Origin of the sequence: Streptomyces katrae (assembly GCF_000717655.1) — a bacterium.
GTDB lineage: Bacteria > Actinomycetota > Actinomycetes > Streptomycetales > Streptomycetaceae > Streptomyces > Streptomyces katrae_B.
This window is the reverse complement of record NZ_JNZY01000031.1, coordinates 42,858-59,955: the sequence shown is the minus strand read 5'-3', so window position 1 is coordinate 59,955 and position 17,098 is coordinate 42,858. Positions and strand designations below refer to the sequence as shown.

Below are 17,098 nucleotides of genomic sequence, written 5' to 3'. Positions count from 1 at the left end.
AGTCGGGCCGGCTCCCCCCACCCAGGGGGAGCCGGCCCTTTTCTTTCGCCTTGCGGTGGCACCGCCATGCAGCACCGCAGGACGTGTTCACATCCGAGGGGCTCCGGTTCAGCCGAAGCGGCCCGAGATGTAGTCCTCGGTCGCCTGCACGGACGGGTTCGAGAAGATCCGGTCCGTGTCGTCGATCTCGACGAGCTTGCCGGGCTGGCCGACCGCCGAGAGGTTGAAGAAGGCGGTCCGGTCGGAGACGCGGGCGGCCTGCTGCATGTTGTGCGTCACGATGACGATCGTGAAGCGCTCCTTGAGCTCGCCGATCAGGTCCTCGATCGCGAGGGTGGAGATCGGGTCCAGGGCCGAGCAGGGCTCGTCCATCAGCAGGACCTGCGGCTCGACCGCGATGGCGCGGGCGATGCACAGACGCTGCTGCTGGCCGCCGGAGAGGCCGGAGCCCGGCTTGTTCAGGCGGTCCTTGACCTCGTTCCAGAGGTTGGCGCCCTTCAGGGACCGCTCCACGATGTCCGCGAGCTCGGACTTCTTGAAGCTGCCGTTGAGGCGCAGGCCCGCCGCCACGTTGTCGAATATCGACATGGTGGGGAAGGGGTTCGGGCGCTGGAAGACCATGCCCACGGTGCGGCGGACCGCGACCGGGTCGACACCGGCGCCGTACAGGTTCTCGTCGTCCAGCAGCACCTTGCCCTCGACGCGGCCGCCGGGGGTGACCTCGTGCATGCGGTTCAAGGTGCGCAGGAAGGTGGACTTGCCGCAGCCGGACGGGCCGATGAAGGCGGTCACGGAGCGGGGCTCCACGGTCATCGAGATGTCATCGATGGCCTTGTGGGCGCCGTAGAAGGCGGACAGTCCGCTGACGTCGATTCGCTTCGCCATGAGGGTCACTTCGCTTTCATTGGTCGCGTCAGCGACCGGTCTTCGGGGCCTTCCAGCGGGCGATGCCGCGGGCCACCAGATTGAGGATCATGACGAAGGCGATCAGGACGAGCGCTGCGGCCCAGGCCCGGTCGTAGGAGGCGTCACTGCCGACCTTGTACTGCTCCCAGATGTACAGCGGGAGCGAGGACTGAGCACCTTCGAAGGGGTTGCCGTTGATCAGCTGCGTACCGAAGACCAGCAGCATGATCGGCGCGGTCTCACCGGCGATGCGGGCGACGGCCAGCATGACGCCGGTCGCGATGCCGCCGATGGCGGTGGGGAGCACGACCTTGAGGATCATGCGCCACTTCGGCACCCCGAGGGCGAGGGCGGCCTCGCGCAGCTCGTTCGGGACGAGCTTGAGCATCTCCTCGGTGGAGCGGACCACGACGGGCATCATCAGGATCGACAGGGCCATGGCGCCGGCGAAGCCGGACGGGCCGAAGCCGAGCGCCAGGTTCCAGGTCGTCAGGATGAACAGACCCGCGACGATGGACGGGATGCCGGTCATGACGTCGACGAAGAACGTCACGGCCTTGGCGAGCCGGCCCTTGCCGTACTCGACGAGGTAGACGGCGGTCAGCAGGCCGATCGGCGCGGCGATCGCGGTGGCGAGGGCGACCTGCTCGATGGTGCCGAGCAGCGCGTGGTAGACGCCGCCGCCCTCCTCGAAGCTGGTGACGCCGTTCATCGAGTGGCTGAGGAAGTCCCCGGAGAGGGCTTCCATACCGCGGCTGATGGTGGTCCAGATCAGCGAGAGCAGCGGGATGACGGCGAGGACGAAGCAGACCCACACGAGGGAGGTCGCGACGCGGTCCTTGGCCTGGCGGCGGTTCTCGACGATCGCGCTGGCGGTGTACGTGATCGCGACGAACAGGATCGAGGCGATCAGGCCCCACTGGATCTTGCTGTGGAGGTCGGCGACGACGCCGATGCCGCAGCCGAGGGCGATCGAGAGGGCGGCGATGGCGGCCGGCGCCCAGCGGGGCAGGCCGCCGCGGGTGAGGCCGGCGGGGGCTACGGACGTGCGGGCCCCGGTGGGGCGCTGGTCCTGGAGTGCGTGGCTCATCAGGCGTTCGCCCCCGAGAAGTCCTTGCGTCGGGCGATGATCAGCCGGGCCGCGCCGTTGACCAGCAGGGTGAGCAGGAAGAGCACGAGACCGGAGGCGATCAGCGCGTCGCGGCCGAACTCGTTGGCCTCGTCGAACTTCGCGGCGATGTTCTGGGCGAACGTGCCGCCGCCGGGGTCCAGGATGTGGCCGTTGATCAGGAAGCTCGGGGAGAGGACCGTGGCGACGGCCATGGTCTCGCCGAGGGCGCGGCCGAGGCCGAGCATCGAGGCGGAGATGACGCCGGAGCGGCCGAAGGGCAGCACCGACATGCGGATGACCTCCCAGCGGGTCGCGCCGAGGGCCAGGGCGGCCTCCTCGTTCATGCGCGGGACCTGCAGGAAGACCTCGCGGCTGACGCTGGTCACGATCGGGAGGATCATGATCGCGAGCAGGATGCCGACGGTGAAGAGGGAGCGCGCGACGCCGACCTGGGTCTTGTCGAAGACGTAGGTCCAGCCCATGTACTCGTCGAGCCAGAGGTTCAGGCCCCCGAGCTGCGGGACGAGGAAGAGCGCGCCCCAGATGCCGTAGATGATCGACGGCACGGCGGCGAGCAGGTCGACCACGTACGCGAGGGGGGCGGCCAGCCTGCGCGGCGCGTAGTGCGAGATGAAGAGGGCGATGCCGACAGCGATCGGAACCGCGATGGCCATCGCGATGATCGAGCTGACGACGGTGCCGAAAAGCAGGACGGCGATGCCGAAGACGGGCGGGTTGGCCGACGCGTTCCAGTCGAAGGTGGTGAGGAAGTTGCCCTCGTTCTTCGACAGGGCGATCGAGGCACGGTAGGTGAGGAAGAGGGCGATCGACGCCATGATCACCAGGAGCAGGATGCCGGAGCCCTTGGACAGCCCGGCGAAGATCTTGTCACCGGCACGACCGGTGGACCTCGCGCTCTTGGAGACAGGCGGAGCCTGGTCTATCTGGGTGGGTGTGGTGGAAGCCATGGTCTTTCCGGTCTGGGTGGGGGGAAGACCCCCTGGCGGCGGTGCACCGGATCCCCTGGGTGGAGGGGAGGGCCCCGGAGGCCGGGCAGCTCGGACGGGAGCTGCCCGGCACCTGGGGTTCAGTGATCAGGACAGCGACTTGATGACTTCGCGGACCTTGGTGTTGATCTCGGCCGGGATGGGCGCGTAGCCGTTCTCGGAGAGAACCTTCTGACCCGCGTCCGAGGCGGTGTAGTTCAGGAAGGACTTGACGGTGGCGAGCGTCTCGGGCTTGTTGCCCTTGTCGCAGACGACCTCGTACGTCACCAGGACGATCGGGTAGGCACCCTCGGCCTTGGTGGTGTAGTCAAGCTTAAGAGCCAGGTCCGAGCCGGTCCCGGCGATCTTGGCGGCGGCGATGGCCTTGGAGGCGTTGTCGGCGGAGGCCTTGACCGGAGCGGCGGCGCCCGTGTTCAGGTCGACCGTCTTGATGCCCTGGGCGCTGGCGTAGGAGAGCTCGAAGTAACCGATGGAGCCGTCCACCTGCTTGACCTGGGTGGCGACACCCGCGGAGCCGCTGGCGCCGAGGCCGCCCGGGGCCGGCCACTTCTTCGCGGCTTCGTACGTCCAGGCCTCGGGAGCGGCGGCCTTGAGGTACTTGCCGAGGTTCTCGGTGGTGCCCGAGTCCTCGGAGCGGTGGAAGTGCTGGATCGCGGTGGAGGGAAGCGTGACGCCGGGGTTCAGCTTCTTGATCGCCTCGTCGTCCCACTTCTTGATCTTGTCGTTGAAGATGTTGGCGATCGTGGCGGCGTCCAGGTTCAGCTTGTCCACGCCGGCGACGTTGAAGCCGAGCGCGATCGGGCCGCCGACCATCGGCAGGTCGATGCCCTGACCGCCGGTGCAGACCTTCTTCGACTCTTCCACCGCCTCGGGCTTCAGCGCCGAGTCCGAGCCGGCGAAACCGACGGTGCCCTGGTTGAAGGCGACGATGCCCTCACCGGAGGAGGAGGACTTGTAGTTGACCTCGACGCCGGGGCAGGCGGCCATGTAGGCCTTGACCCACAGGTCCACGGCGTTCTTCTGGGCGGAGGAGCCGGAGGCCAGGAGCTTGCCCTTGGCGTCGTCGCACTTGATGTCGCCCGCGGCGGCGGCCGACGGCTTGCCGCTGGCGCCGCCATCCTTCGTGTTGTCGTCCGAGCCGCACGCCGTGAGGACCAGGGCGCCGGACACGACGAGCGCCCCGAGGGCGGAGGCACGAAGCATGTTCTTGCGCTGAAGCTTCACTTTCGGGTGTTCCTTCCAGAAGCCGCCGGCCGCTTTCTGTATCGGGGCGGCGTGCGAAGAGGACTACGTCGGTTGCACGACGTGCCGCTCGTTCCGGTCCGCGACGCGCTCCGTGCACCACTGAAATTAGGCAGATCAGGTGAAGTGGCCGACCGGGGCAAATGAACGGACGGTGAACCATGGCGGACGGCCTGGTGTGGAGGGGCGGGTTTGCGCTGCAGTGTCATCCGCCGTTGTCCCGCCGTTACCGTTATGTGACCGCCCGAGGGTGGCTGATTCCGTTCGGTCAGACGGCGGGGGCCGCCGCAGGCTGCCACAGGTCCTGGAACCTGAACCGGGCCGCTTCCACCTCGTGGCGTTGGTCCGCGTGCAGCACCCCCAGCGCGTACGCCGTCGCCGGGGCGATCCGCGGGGTGCGGGCCGCCGTCGCCGAGGCGGCCGCGGCCTCGGCGGCGTCGCGGTGGCGGTCCAGGGCGTCGCCGGCCACCGCCAGCCGGGCCACGTCCTCGCCCAGGGCCTCCCGGGCGTAGCGGTGGACCCGCAGCAGTCGGCGCACCTCGTGCCAGCAGCCGTCCTGGTCCGGGTCGTACGGGTGGGCCTCGGCGGCATGCGGCAGCGCCGAGACGGCCGTCGCCAGCCGGGTCCGGGCCACCTCCGCCAGCGGGACCAGGACCTCGTCGACCCGCCCCCGGGCCGCGGCCGGGTCCAGCGGCACCTCGGAGGCCAGGACCGCCACCGCGTCCGCGACCGCGTGGAACCGGGACGAGCCGAGCGCCTGCAGGGTCGCCGAGTGGGCGCGGGTCCGGGCCAGCGTCAGCTGCCGCTCGAGCAGGGCGGCCGCCCGCGCCGAGCCCACCGTCAGCGCACCCGAGGCGCCGCGGGGCGCGGGCACGTCCGGCGAGCCCGACAGCCGGTGCAGGGCGTCCAGCAGCCGGGTCAGCCGGGCGGCGTACGCGTGCTCGTCCGCCAGGGTCGAGGACAGCCACACCAGTTCGGTGCGCAGCCCGTCGGCCCAGGAGGACTCGGTCACCACCCGGAAGGTGGTCAGGGACCCGCTGATCCGGCGCGCAGCCCCCCGCAGGCTGCGCGCCGCATCGCCGCTCTCCGCGGCGTCGGCCCCGCTCTCCTCGTGGAGGCGGAGCCCGCGCAGGAAGGCGGTGGCCTGGGCCCGCAGGTACGTGCCGAGCACGTCACCCGCGGAGCCCTCTCCGCGCGCTGTCAGGTCATGGTTTGGCAGAGCCACGCCGGCGCCTCCGGGCGTCTATGAGCATCTCCTGAACGTGCCGCAGCGGCTGGCCTTCGTGGTCCGTGCTGTGCCGGGTCCATTCGCCGTCCGGGCCCAGGTGCCAGGAGGAGGTGGAGTCGGACATCCCGGTCTCCAGCATCCGGTCCAGTGCCGCGCGGTGGGCCGGGTCGGCGACCCTGACCAGTGCCTCGATGCGGCGGTCGAGATTGCGGTGCATCATGTCGGCGCTGCCGATCCACACCTCGGGCTCGCCGCCGTTGCCGAAGGCGAAGACCCGGGAGTGTTCCAGGAAGCGGCCGAGGATCGAGCGGACCCGGATGTTCTCCGAGAGCCCGGGGACCCCGGGGCGCACGGCGCAGATGCCGCGGACCCAGATGTCGACGGGCACTCCTGCCTGGGAGGCCCGGTAGAGCGAGTCGATCAGGGCCTCGTCGACGATCGAGTTCATCTTGAGCCGCACGTACGCGGGGCGGCCCGCCCGGTGGTGGGCGGCCTCCTTGTCGATGCGCGAGATCAGCCCGTCGCGCAGCGAGCGCGGCGCGACGATCAGCCGGCGGTAGGTCTCGCGGCGCGAGTACCCGGACAGCCGGTTGAAGAGGTCGGAGAGGTCCGCGCCGACCTGCGGGTCGGCGGTGAGCAGGCCGAGGTCCTCGTACAGGCGGGCGGTCTTGGGGTGGTAGTTGCCGGTGCCGACGTGGGAGTAGCGGCGCAGGGTGTCGCCCTCCTGGCGGACGACGAGCGACAGCTTGCAGTGGGTCTTCAGGCCCACCAGGCCGTACACGACGTGGCAGCCGGACTCCTCCAGCTTGCGGGCCCACTTGATGTTGGCCTGCTCGTCGAAGCGGGCTTTGATCTCGACGAGCACGAGGACCTGCTTGCCGGATTCGGCGGCGTCGATCAGGGCGTCCACGATCGGGGAGTCGCCGGAGGTCCGGTACAGCGTCTGCTTGATCGCGAGGACGTCCGGGTCGGCGGCGGCCTGCTCCAGGAAGGCCTGCACCGAGGTGGAGAAGGAGTCGTACGGGTGGTGCAGCAGCACGTCCCGCTCGCGCAGCGCGGCGAAGATGTCGGGCGCGGACGCGGACTCGACCTCGGCGAGGTCGCGGTGGGTGCCGGCGACGAACTTGGGGTACTTCAGCTCGGGCCGGTCCAGGGAGGCGATGCCGAAGAGGCCGGTCAGGTCCAGCGGGCCGGGCAGCGGGTAGACCTCGGCGGCGGAGACGTTCAGCTCCTGCACGAGGAGGTCCAGGATGCCGGGGTCGATGGACTCCTCGACCTCCAGGCGCACCGGCGGGCCGAAGCGGCGCCGCATGAGCTCCTTCTCCAGGGCCTGGAGCAGGTTCTCGGCGTCGTCCTCCTCGACCTCGAGGTCCTCGTTGCGGGTCACCCGGAACATGTGGTGCGCGAGCACCTCCATGCCGGGGAAGAGCTCCTCCAGGTGCGCGGCGATGACGTCCTCGAGGGGGACGTAGCGCTGCGGGGAGGCCTCCAGGAAGCGGGAGAGCAGCGGCGGGACCTTGACGCGGGCGAAGTGGCGGTGGCCGCTGACCGGGTTGCGGACGACGACGGCCAGGTTCAGGGAGAGCCCGGAGATGTACGGGAACGGGTGCGCGGGGTCCACGGCCAGCGGGGTGAGCACCGGGAAGATCTGGTTCCGGAACAGCGTGAAGAGGCGGGCCTGCTCCTTCTCGGTGAGGTCCGGCCAGCGGATGAGGTGGATGCCCTCTTCGGCGAGCTGCGGCGAGATGTCCTGCTGGAAGCAGGCGGCGTGCCGCGCCATGAGCTCGCGCGAGCGCGTCCAGATCAGGTCGAGCACCTCGCGGGGCTGCAGCCCGGAGGCCGAACGGGTGGCGACGCCGGTCGCGATGCGGCGCTTGAGGCCGGCGACGCGGACCATGAAGAACTCGTCGAGGTTGCTCGCGAAGATCGCCAGGAAGTTGGCGCGTTCCAGCAGCGGGGTCGCCGGGTCCTCGGCCAGCTCCAGGACCCGCTCGTTGAAGGCCAGCCAGCTGCGTTCGCGGTCGAGGAACCGCCCCGGCGGGAGCTCGCCGCCCTCTTTGTCGTCGTAGGCGTCCAGGTCGGCGTCGAGATCGGGTGCCAGCCCGGGCCCCTGGCCGGAATGCGGGCGGTGCGCGGCTATGGAGCCGATCCGCGCAGGCTTGGGCGCCGGACCGGCGGAGGCGGCGGTGGACGTGTGAGACGGGTGCTGGGCGGGGACCTCGGTGGGGCCTGCGCTGGGCTGGTGGCTCATGACTCCATTGTTCCGCGCAAGCGGCAGGACGGGCGCGTCGGAAGTGGTCGCCGTCAGTGGGAGTCGGGGCTGCATGCGGGGAGAGTCGCAAGCGCGTCTTAAGGTCCGGTGAATGGCGCATTGCTTCCAGGCTCCGGGTGGTGCACGAGTACGTCTTTTCCGCGCCCGGAATACACCCGTACGGGCCCCGCGCGCCTCCGGCGCACCCGTACGGGCATCCCCCGTGGCTGCGGCTCAGCTCTCGGTGCGGTACATCAGGTCGACCTCGTGGGTGCTGAAGCCGAGGCCCTCGTAGACGGCGAGGGCCGCCGGATTGTCGGCGTCCACGTACAGCATCGCGGTGGGCAGTCCCGCCCCGGCGAGGTGGTGCAGGCCGATCGCGGTGAGGGCCTTGCCGAGGCCGCCGCCCTGGGCGCCGGGGCGGACGCCGAGCACGTAGACCTCCCCGAGCCGCTCCTCGGCGTGGACCTTCGTCCAGTGGAAGCCGACGAGCTCCCCGTCCCGCTCGGCGAGGAAGAAGCCCTTGGGGTCGAACCACGGCTGCGCGATGCGGTCGTTCAGGTCCCGCTGGGTCAGCGCGCCCTGTTCGGGGTGGTGGGCGAAGGCGGCCGCGTTGACCGCGAGCCAGGCCGCGTCGTCCTGGCCGGGCACGAAGGTGCGTACGGTCACTCCTGCCGGCAGCACCACCTCGGGCAGCGGGGGCCCCTCCGGGCCGAGCGGGCGGCGCAGCTGGCGCAGCTCCCGGAACAGGGTCAGGCCGAGGACCTGTGCGAGGTGGCGGGCGGCGGACTTGCCGCCGTGCGCCCATACCCGGATCCGCTTGCCGGAGGCGGCCAGCAGGGCCGAGCCCAGCGCCCGCCCGTGTCCGCGCCCGCGCAGCGCGGGGTGGACGACGAGCTCGGCGGCGGGGGCCTCCACCGGGTCGGTGTCCTCCAGTTGCCCGTATCCGGCGAGCCGGCCCTTCTCGGTGAGCAGGAAGTGCCGGATCCCCTCGCGGCGCCCGCCGCGCAGCTGGAGACGGCCCTGCTCGGACACGGCGGTCGTGCCGTCCGTGCGCGCCGCGTCCTCGATGAGGGTGAGCACGGCCGTGGCCTGTTCCCCCGTCAGCTCGTCGAGGGTCTCAATCTGGCGTCCCGGCTCCAGGGCCGCTGCTGCGTCGTCAGTCATGCATCGAGCGTACGACCGCGGGAGGCGCCCGCGGTGGTGTGCGTGCAGCGGGCCGACGGTGAGCCGTGTTCTGCATGTAACCAGGCTGACACCCTTACCCCCTGTCGTGCTACGCGCGTTGACCATAGGCTGCCGCCGACCTCCCGAGTTTCACCGCTGTCCAAAAGGGGACTAAATGTCAGCGACGCCACAACGGCACCGCCGAACCCGCCGGTTGACCTTCGCCGCCATCGCCGTCACGGCCGGGGCCGGAGCGATGGTCGCGGCCGCACTGCCGGCCGGTGCCGCGAGTGGTGGCGGTGCCGGCAAGAGCCGCACCGTCGATGTGCAGATGCTGTCGTTCAACGACTTCCACGGCACGCTGGAGCCGCCGCAGGGCTCCTCTGGCACCGTGAGCGAGCGTCAGCCGGACGGCACCGCCAAGGCGATACCCGCCGGTGGTGTCGAGTACCTGGCGACCAGCCTGCGCGAGGCCCGCAAGGGCCACGAGTACTCCGTCACGGCCGCGGCCGGCGACATGATCGGCGGCAGCCCGATGCTGTCCGGTCTCTTCCACGACGAGCCCACCGTCGAGGCGCTCAACAAGCTCAAGCTGGACGTCACCAGCGTCGGCAACCACGAGTTCGACGAGGGGAAGACCGAGCTGCGCCGCATGGCGTACGGCGGCTGCCACCCGGTCGAGGGCTGCTTCGAGATGGGCAAGGAGTTCACGGGCTCCGAGTTCAAGTACCTCGCGGCGAACGTCACGGACGAGAAGACCAAGCGTCCGATGATGAACCCCACCTTCATCTGGAAGAAGGGGGACGTGAAGATCGGCTTCATCGGCGTCACCCTGGAGGGCACTCCGGACGTCGTCACCGCCGAGGGCGTCAAGGGCCTGAAGTTCGGCGACGAGGTCGAGACGATCAACAAGTACGCCGCCGAGCTGAACAAGCAGGGCGTCAAGTCGATCGTCGCGCTCATCCACGAGGGCGGCCTGCCCGCGAACGGCGCCTACAACTACGACTGCAACACCCCGGGCGCCGGCGCCGGCATCTCGGGCGCGATCGTGGACATCGCCAAGAACGTGGACCCGAAGGTCGACGCGCTGGTGACCGGCCACACGCACCAGGCGTACGCCTGCAACATCCCGGATCCGGCCGGCAACCCGCGCATGGTGACCTCGGCCGCCTCCTACGGCCGCCTGTTCACGGACACCACGCTGACGTACGACCGCCAGACCAAGGACATCGTCCGTACGGCGGCCCTCGCGCCGAAGCCGGTCAACAAGGTCGTCACCCGGGACCAGCCCAAGGCACCGGACATGACCGAGCTGATCACCCGCTGGAACGCGCTCGCGGCCCCGGTCGCCGGCCGTCCGATGGGCTACATCTCGGCGGACATCGCGGGCCGCGGCTCCGAGGCGCCCGAGAAGCCGCTCGGCGACCTGATCGCCGACGCGCAGCTGGAGGCCACCGCCCCGGCGGCCAAGGGCGGCGCGCAGCTGGCCATCATGAACCCCGGCGGCATCCGCGCCGACCTGGCCTACAAGGCCGCGGGCGCCGAGGGCGACGGCGTCGTGACGTACGGCGAGTCCTACACGGTCCAGCCGTTCAACAACCTGATGAACATCGTCGACCTGACGGGGGCGCAGCTGATCACCGCGCTCCAGCAGCAGGTCAGCGGCCCGGTCAACGGCGCGAACCCGAAGATCCTGCAGGTCTCGAAGGGCTTCACCTACACCCTGGACATGACGAAGACGGGCGCGGACCGCATCGTCGTGGACTCGGTGAAGCTGAACGGCGCGGCGATCGACCCCGCCAAGACCTACCGGGTCGCGATGAACGAGTTCCTCGCGGGCGGCGGTGACGGCTTCACCGTCCTGAAGGAGCACAAGAACAAGCTGGTCGGCGTGCCCGACCTGGAGGCGTTCAACGCCTACCTGGCGAAGTCGACCGAGGCCGCTCCGATCGCCCCGCCGGCGGCGGACCGCATCACGGTCGTCAAGTAACACCTGCGTACGGCACCGGCGACGGTCTGTACGCAACAACCACCCCCGAAGGGGCGGCGGGCCCTGCGGCCCGCCGCCCCTTCGGCATCTGCCCCGTACCCCCGTGACGGGACGGTCATGGCCGTCAGAGCGTCGCGAGGAACTTCCCCACGGCCTCGTGGAAGCCCGCCGGGTCCGTGAACGGCACGAAGTGGTCCCCGTCCAGGGGCGCGTACGAGGTCCCGGGCCGCCGGGCGACCATCGCGTCGGCCGTGTCCTGGGTGAGCGCCTGGCTGCCGGTGCCGTGGATCAGCACGGCCGGGCAGCTGCTCGCGAGCCAGGCGTCCCAGTGGTCGCCGCGGCAGCCTTCGATGGAGTCGAGCATGTCCTGCGGGTGGAACGGCAGCCGCCAGCCCTCGCCGGACGGGAGCGGGCGCAGCACCTGCTCGACGAACCGGGAGCCCACCGGCCCGGCCGCGGCGAGGAGCTCCTCGCGGGTGGGGGCGGTGTACCGCATGCCGTGGAGGAAGTCGAAGACCGCCCCCTGCGGGACGGGGTGGACCTCCACGGTGGAATCCACGGCGATGAGCGCCGAGATCCGCTCGGGGTGGGCGGCTGCCAGGTGGACGGCGTTGAGCCCGCCGAGGGAGTAGCCGAGGAGGGCGACGGGGGCATCGAGGCCGAGGTGGTCGAGCAGGGCGACGGCGTCGGAGACGTATCCGGCGCGGCCGTAGTCGGCGGCCCGGCCGGAGTCGCCGTGGCCGCGCTGGTCGGGGGCGATGACCCGCCAGTCGTTGCCCAGGACGTCGGTCAGGCCGGCGAAGGCGAGGCCTTCGGACATGCCCCCGTGCAGGGCGAGCAGCGGGCGGCCCGGGCCGCCGAAGTCCCGGTACGACAGCGTGCGGCCGTCGATCGTCAGCGTGTGGCGCATGGTTCCGCTCTCCCCTGTGTGTCCTGCTGTGGCGGTGACGCAAGGAAGACTGCCAGTGTTTAGGCAGGTGCGCAATACGTTTGTCTTGGGCGCTTGCCCAAGTCGCTGCACGGCTACGATCCCGGCATGGGAAATCGCGAGGACCTGCTGGCCGGAGCGCGCCGTTGCCTGGAGGAGAAGGGGTACTCGCGCACGACCGTGCGCGACATCGCCGCGGCGTCGAAGGTGAGCATGGCCGCCATCGGCTACCACTTCGGCTCCCGCGAGGCCCTGCTCAACCTCGCGCTGTTCGCCGCCATGGACGAATGGGCCGCCGGGTCCGGTCGGCTCGCGGGCCAGGGCGACACCACCGAGGAGCGGTACGCCGACACCTGGGACCGCAAGATCCAGGACTTCGGCGACATGCGCTGGCTCTGGATCGCCAACGTCGAGGCCTTCGTCCACGCGCAGTCCTCGCCCGAGCTGCTCGCGGCCCTCGCCGAGGGTCAGCGCCGCTCCCGCCGCATGGTGGCCGCGCAGCTGCGCGGGGTGCCGGAGGACGCGGTCGCCGAGGAGGACGTACGGGCCCTCGGGTCGGTGCACATCGCCCTGCTGACCGGGGTGATGGTGCAGACCCTGACCGACCCGGAGCAGGCGCCGAACGGGCGGGAGCTCGCCCAAGGGCTGCGCACCATGGCCGAGTTGCTCGAAAGGTGAGTGCTACCGGAGGGTAGTAAAGCCGGGTCCCGCACGCCAGAATCCGGGGGCACCTCCCAGCCGTGGCTGGGAATCCATCACCGGGTCGGCAAAGGGGCGGACATGGCACTGGATCGTCGGGCATTTCTGGTCGGGGCGATGGCGGCGGGCGCGGGCACGGCCGTGGGCCTCGGAGCGGCGGCCCCCGCCTCCGCGCGCACGCTCGGCACCCGCGCTGCCCTCGGGACGCAGGACTGGATGGCCGGACTCGGCGACTCAACGGCCCTGCAGCGGATGACCATCCCCGGCACGCACGACTCCGGCGCCACCAAGGGCGGCCTCTACGTCGCCTGCCAGAACATCTCGATCGCCCAGCAGCTCGACTCCGGGATCCGCTTCCTCGACGTCCGCTGCCGCGTCACGGGCGGCTCGTTCGCCATCCACCACGCGGCCTTCTTCCAGGACCTGATGTTCGGCGACGTCCTCGCCGCCTGCGCGAACTTCCTTGCCGCGCACCCCTCCGAGACCCTGCTGATGCGGCTCAAGCAGGAGTACTCGGCGGACAGCGACGCCACCTTCCGCGCCGTCTTCGACGACTACCTCGACCACCGCGGCTGGCGCCCGCTCTTCCGCATCGCCGACAGCCTGCCCACCCTCGGCGAGGCCCGCGGCAAGGTCGTGCTCCTCGCCGACAACGGCGGCCTGCCCGGACTGCGCTACGGCGACGGCAACGTCTTCGACATCCAGGACGACTACAACACCGAGCCCTTCGCCAAGCGCGGCCGGATCGAGAACCACTTCCGCAAGGCCGTCCAGCAGCCCGGCAAGCTGTTCGTGAACTACGTCAGCACCGCCGCCTACATGCCGCCGCGCTGGAACTCCGACCGGCTCAACCCGCAGGTGCACGCCTTCGTCGACGGCGGTGAGCTGGCCGGCCGGACCGGGCTGGGGATCGTCCCGATGGACTTTCCGAACACCCGCTCGGGCCTGGTCGCCTCCCTGATCCGGCACAACTGAGCCCGGTACTCGGCCGGGACGCCCCGGGCCGGGTCCGGCTCCGGGCCGGGTCCGGCCCCTGTCAGCCGGCCGGGTCCGGCCGGTCGGCCGGCGGCGGGGCCGGGGCCCCCGGAATGCGCAGCAGGGCCTCCGTGCCCGGGCCGCCGTCCACGGGGGCGCGCAGCTCGGCGCTGCCGCCGGCGCGCTGCGCCGTACGGGCCACGATCGACAGCCCGAGTCCGCTGCCCGGCAGGGCCCGGGCCGACGGGGACCGCCAGAACCGCTCGAACACGTGCGGGAGGTCCTCGGCCGGGACACCGGGACCGTGGTCGCGTACGGTCAGCTCGCCCGCCCGCAGCGAGACCTCCACCGAGCCGCCGGGCGGGCTGAACTTCACCGCGTTGTCGAGGACGTTGACGACCGCCCGCTCCAGCGCCGCCGCCTCCCCCCGCACGTACCAGGGCTCCAGGTCGGACGTGAAGTCCAGCTCGGGGCCGCGCAGCCGGGCCCGGGACAGCGCGGTCCGCACGATCTCCTGCAGCGCCACCACCTCCAGCCTGGCGGGCGGGGCCGCGTCCGGACGGGACAGTTCCTGGAGGTCGCCGATCAGCGCGGCCAGCTCCGTCATCTGCGCCTTGACCGAGGCCAGCAGCTCCTTGCGGTCCTCGGGCGGGATGGCCCGGCCGGTCTCCTCGCTGCGCGCGAGCAGCTCGATGTTGGTCCGCAGCGAGGTCAGCGGCGTGCGCAGCTCGTGGCCGGCGTCCGCGATCAGCTGGGCCTGCCGCTCCTGGGAGGAGGCGAGCGCCGCGGTCATGGAATTGAAGGACCGCGACAGGCGGGCGATCTCGTCGTCGCCGTCGTGCGGGATCTGCACGGTGAGGTCCTCGGTCCGGGCGATGTGCTCGACGGCGCCCGTGAGCTCGTCGACCGGCCGCAGCCCCGTACGGGCCACCCACAGGCCGGCCGCGCCCGCGCCGACGACACCGACCCCGCAGACGAAGAGCAGCACCCAGGCCAGCGTGGACAGCGGCTTCTCGATGTCGGCGAGCGGCTTGGCGACCGAGATGGCGACGCTGCCGCCCACCGGGCCGGTGACGTTCACCGGCTGGGTGTAGACCCGTACGGGCGTGCCGTCCGTGGTGTGGCCGTCGTACAGCACCGGGCCGCGCTCGCCCCGGGCGACCTCGAGGTCGTACCCCGTCACCGGGAGGGTGTTCTTGCCGTCAACCCAGCAGCGCCCGCCCGTGGGCAGCACGATCTGCACCTGCGCGCTCAGGTTGTTCACGATCGCGCCGGGCACCTGCTCCCGGCAGCCGAGCTGGGGCAGCGTCTGATTGGCCTGCGCGCTGGCGTTGGTGGAGCGCAGCGAGCTGTCCAGCTGGCCCTTCAGCTGCGTACGCACCATGAACCAGCTGACGACGGCGACGGCCGCGACGGCGACCGCCACCGCGACCGTGACCAGCAGCGCGAGCCGCGAGCGCAGCGGCAGCGCACGGAACCGGGCGACCGGGCTCACTCGTGCCCTCCGGAGTCGCCGGCCCCCGCGGCGCGCAGGACGTAGCCCACCCCGCGCACGGTGTGCACCAGGCGGGGCTCGCCGCCGGCCTCGGTCTTGCGCCGCAGGTACATCACGTACACGTCCAGGGAGTTGGAACTCGGCTCGAAGTCGAAGCCCCAGACGGTCTTGAGGATCTGCTCGCGGGTCAGCACCTGGCGCGGGTGCGCCAGGAACATCTCGAGCAGCGTGAACTCGGTGCGGGTGAGCTCCACCGGGCGTCCGGACCGGGTGACCTCGCGGGTGGCGAGGTCCATGCGCAGGTCGCCGAACGCCAGCGTGTCCGTCTCCTCGGCCTCGACGCCGCCGGGCCGCGGGACGGCGTACGCGCTGCGGCGCAGCAGGGCGCGGACGCGGGCGAAGAGCTCGTCGAGCTCGAAGGGCTTGACGAGGTAGTCGTCGGCGCCCGCGTCGAGGCCCGTGACGCGGTCGCCGACGGTGTCGCGGGCGGTGAGCATCAGGATCGGGGTGGTGCTGCCGGCGGCACGCAGCCGGCGGGCCGCCGTCAGTCCGTCCATACGGGGCATCTGGATGTCGAGGACGATCAGGCCGGGCTCGTACGAGGCCGCCTTGTCGAGGGCGTCGAGCCCGTCGACGGCGGTCTGCACGGCGTACCCCTCGAAGGCGAGGCTGCGGCGCAGCGCCTCCCGCACGGCGGGCTCGTCGTCGACGACGAGGATGCGGTGCGGGTCGCCTTCGGCCGGAATCATCTGCGGTCCCCCAGGGGTCGTGGTCGGTCGTACCAGGCTCGCACGGCAGCCCTAGGAGGAGGTCCCGAAGCCGTCGCCGACGCTGTTGCTGTCACTGCTACCGGTGCCGCCCTTGCGGAGGGAGGCCAGGTCGGCCTTGATCGTGTTCACCGGGATGGCGAAGCCGAGGCCGACGCTGCCGGCGGTGGAGCTGTCGCTCGAGGGGGAGTAGATCGCGGAGGGCATGCCCACGATCTCGCCGTTCATGTTGACGAGGGCGCCGCCGGAGTTGCCCGGGTTGAGGGAGGCGTCCGTCTGGACGGCCTTGTACGAGGTGGTGTTCGATCCGGTGTTCCCGTTGAACTGCTGACCGTCGTACGAGAACGGCCAGCCGCCGCCGTTGCTGCGCTGCCGCTGGGGTGCCTGCTGCTCGGACTTGGGCACGTTGACCTCGCGGTTCAGGGCCGAGACGATGCCGCTCGTGACCGTGCCGGTGAGGCGGTCGGGGGAGCCGATGGCGACGACCTGGTCGCCGACCTTGAGGCCGTCGGAGTCGCCGAGCTTGGCCGGCTTGAGGCCGCCCCCCAGGCCTTCGGCCTGGGAGGTGCCCCCAGCACCCTGGAGCTTGATGAGGGCGAGGTCCTTGTCGGGGTCGCTGCCGACGGTCTTGGCGGTGTACTTCTTGCCGTCGCTCATCGTCACCTGGATCTCGGTGGCACCGTCGATCACGTGGTTGTTGGTGACGATCTCGCCGTCGGCGGTGACCACGATGCCGGAGCCGGTGCCCTGGCCGGAGCCGGTGCGGGTGTCGATCCGCACGACGGAGGGGCTGACCTGCTCGGCCACTCCGGAGACCGTGCCGCTGCTGGACCGCGAGACGTTGGTGCCGTTGACGCCGCCGCCGCTGCGGGCCTGGCTGCCGAGCAGCTGCTGCACGGCGGCGGCGGTGCCACCCCCGACGACGGCGGCGGCCAGCGCCACGGCGGCGAGCAGCGCCACGGGCCGCCGGGCCCGGGCCGCGTGCGCGGGGCCCGCAAGGGGCGGCGGAGTTGCCGGGGGCTGGGCTGCCGGGGGCTGGTGCGCCTCGTGCCGGCCGGGTGCCGCCGGGGGCGGGTAGGCGGGCGGCGGCGGGTAGGCCCCGCCGAGGGGCGCGCTCTGGGTCGGGCCGTTCTCCTGCGGGTACTCGCCGTCGCGGCGGAGGCTCTCGGTCATGACCACGACTCTGTCCGCGGATCATGAGAGCTTCCTGAGTCCCCCCTGAGAACCCCGACAGAACCGCGTATGCCCGACATAAGCCGGCCGGCCCACCGCCAGGGCCGGGTGGTGCGAGGGGTACGCGAAGAGGGTGGGGGCCGCCAGGGCCGAGCCCTG

The 17,098-nt window shown here is 71.3% G+C and carries 14 protein-coding genes; 3 read left to right on the top strand and 11 right to left on the bottom strand.

The genetic code is table 11. From position 1 onward, the window contains the following. Positions 1-108: 108 nt before the first annotated feature. From pstB to mshD, 7 genes are all read right to left on the bottom strand, one after another. Positions 109-885, bottom strand: a complete 777-nt coding sequence (gene pstB, locus IF09_RS0129870; RefSeq protein WP_030300893.1) for a phosphate ABC transporter ATP-binding protein PstB — start codon at positions 883-885, stop codon at positions 109-111. Positions 886-913: 28 nt separating this feature from the next. Next, a complete protein-coding gene (gene pstA, locus IF09_RS0129865) occupies positions 914-1,996 on the bottom strand; it encodes a phosphate ABC transporter permease PstA (protein WP_030300891.1) in 1,083 nt (360 codons plus the stop codon). After that, on the bottom strand, positions 1,996-2,985 hold the full coding sequence (pstC, locus tag IF09_RS0129860) for a phosphate ABC transporter permease subunit PstC (protein ID WP_030300889.1): 990 nt from the start codon (positions 2,983-2,985) through the stop codon (positions 1,996-1,998). The genes pstA and pstC overlap by 1 nt, the downstream gene beginning before the upstream one ends. 126 nt (positions 2,986-3,111) lie before the next feature. Further along, positions 3,112-4,248, bottom strand: a complete 1,137-nt coding sequence (pstS, locus tag IF09_RS0129855; RefSeq protein WP_030300885.1) for a phosphate ABC transporter substrate-binding protein PstS — start codon at positions 4,246-4,248, stop codon at positions 3,112-3,114. Positions 4,249-4,534: 286 nt separating this feature from the next. Continuing rightward, a complete protein-coding gene (locus IF09_RS0129850) occupies positions 4,535-5,491 on the bottom strand; it encodes a CHAD domain-containing protein (RefSeq protein ID WP_030300883.1) in 957 nt (318 codons plus the stop codon). Next, positions 5,472-7,745 carry an RNA degradosome polyphosphate kinase gene (locus tag IF09_RS0129845; RefSeq protein WP_030300881.1) on the bottom strand — a complete coding sequence of 758 codons (2,274 nt, stop codon included), beginning with the start codon at positions 7,743-7,745 and terminating at the stop codon, positions 5,472-5,474. Before IF09_RS0129845 ends, IF09_RS0129850 begins: the two co-directional genes overlap by 20 nt. Before the next feature lie 234 nt (positions 7,746-7,979). Continuing rightward, positions 7,980-8,912 (bottom strand): mycothiol synthase, encoded by a 933-nt coding sequence (mshD, locus tag IF09_RS0129840; protein ID WP_030300880.1) that lies wholly within the window; start codon positions 8,910-8,912, stop codon positions 7,980-7,982. Positions 8,913-9,087: 175 nt separating this feature from the next. On the opposite strand from mshD, the gene IF09_RS0129835 reads away from it, so the two are divergent. Then, the gene (locus IF09_RS0129835) at positions 9,088-10,902 is read left to right on the top strand and encodes a bifunctional metallophosphatase/5'-nucleotidase (protein WP_030300877.1); all 1,815 of its coding nucleotides are present in this window, start codon (positions 9,088-9,090) and stop codon (positions 10,900-10,902) included. A 124-nt stretch (positions 10,903-11,026) separates the two neighbouring features. Here the strand turns inward: IF09_RS0129835 and IF09_RS0129830 are convergent, their stop codons facing one another. Then, a complete protein-coding gene (locus IF09_RS0129830; protein ID WP_030300875.1) occupies positions 11,027-11,812 on the bottom strand; it encodes an alpha/beta fold hydrolase in 786 nt (261 codons plus the stop codon). A gap of 126 nt (positions 11,813-11,938) precedes the next feature. On the opposite strand from IF09_RS0129830, the gene IF09_RS0129825 reads away from it, so the two are divergent. Continuing rightward, entirely contained in the window at positions 11,939-12,508 is a 570-nt protein-coding gene (locus IF09_RS0129825; RefSeq protein ID WP_030300873.1) for a TetR/AcrR family transcriptional regulator, read from the top strand. A gap of 102 nt (positions 12,509-12,610) precedes the next feature. After that, the gene (locus tag IF09_RS0129820) at positions 12,611-13,504 is read left to right on the top strand and encodes a phosphatidylinositol-specific phospholipase C (protein ID WP_030300871.1); all 894 of its coding nucleotides are present in this window, start codon (positions 12,611-12,613) and stop codon (positions 13,502-13,504) included. Positions 13,505-13,565: 61 nt separating this feature from the next. On the opposite strand, the gene IF09_RS0129815 is transcribed toward IF09_RS0129820, so the two are convergent. The 3 genes from IF09_RS0129815 to IF09_RS0129805 are packed head-to-tail and all read right to left on the bottom strand — an operon-like array spanning position 13,566 to position 16,939. Continuing rightward, positions 13,566-14,999, bottom strand: coding sequence for a sensor histidine kinase (locus tag IF09_RS0129815; RefSeq protein ID WP_030300869.1), 1,434 nt, complete (start codon positions 14,997-14,999; stop codon positions 13,566-13,568). Then, on the bottom strand, positions 14,996-15,748 hold the full coding sequence (locus IF09_RS0129810) for a response regulator transcription factor (RefSeq protein ID WP_030300867.1): 753 nt from the start codon (positions 15,746-15,748) through the stop codon (positions 14,996-14,998). The genes IF09_RS0129815 and IF09_RS0129810 overlap by 4 nt, the downstream gene beginning before the upstream one ends. 51 nt (positions 15,749-15,799) lie before the next feature. Next, positions 15,800-16,939 carry a S1C family serine protease gene (locus IF09_RS0129805; protein ID WP_037636342.1) on the bottom strand — a complete coding sequence of 380 codons (1,140 nt, stop codon included), beginning with the start codon at positions 16,937-16,939 and terminating at the stop codon, positions 15,800-15,802. Between the last annotated feature and the right edge of the window lie 159 nt (positions 16,940-17,098).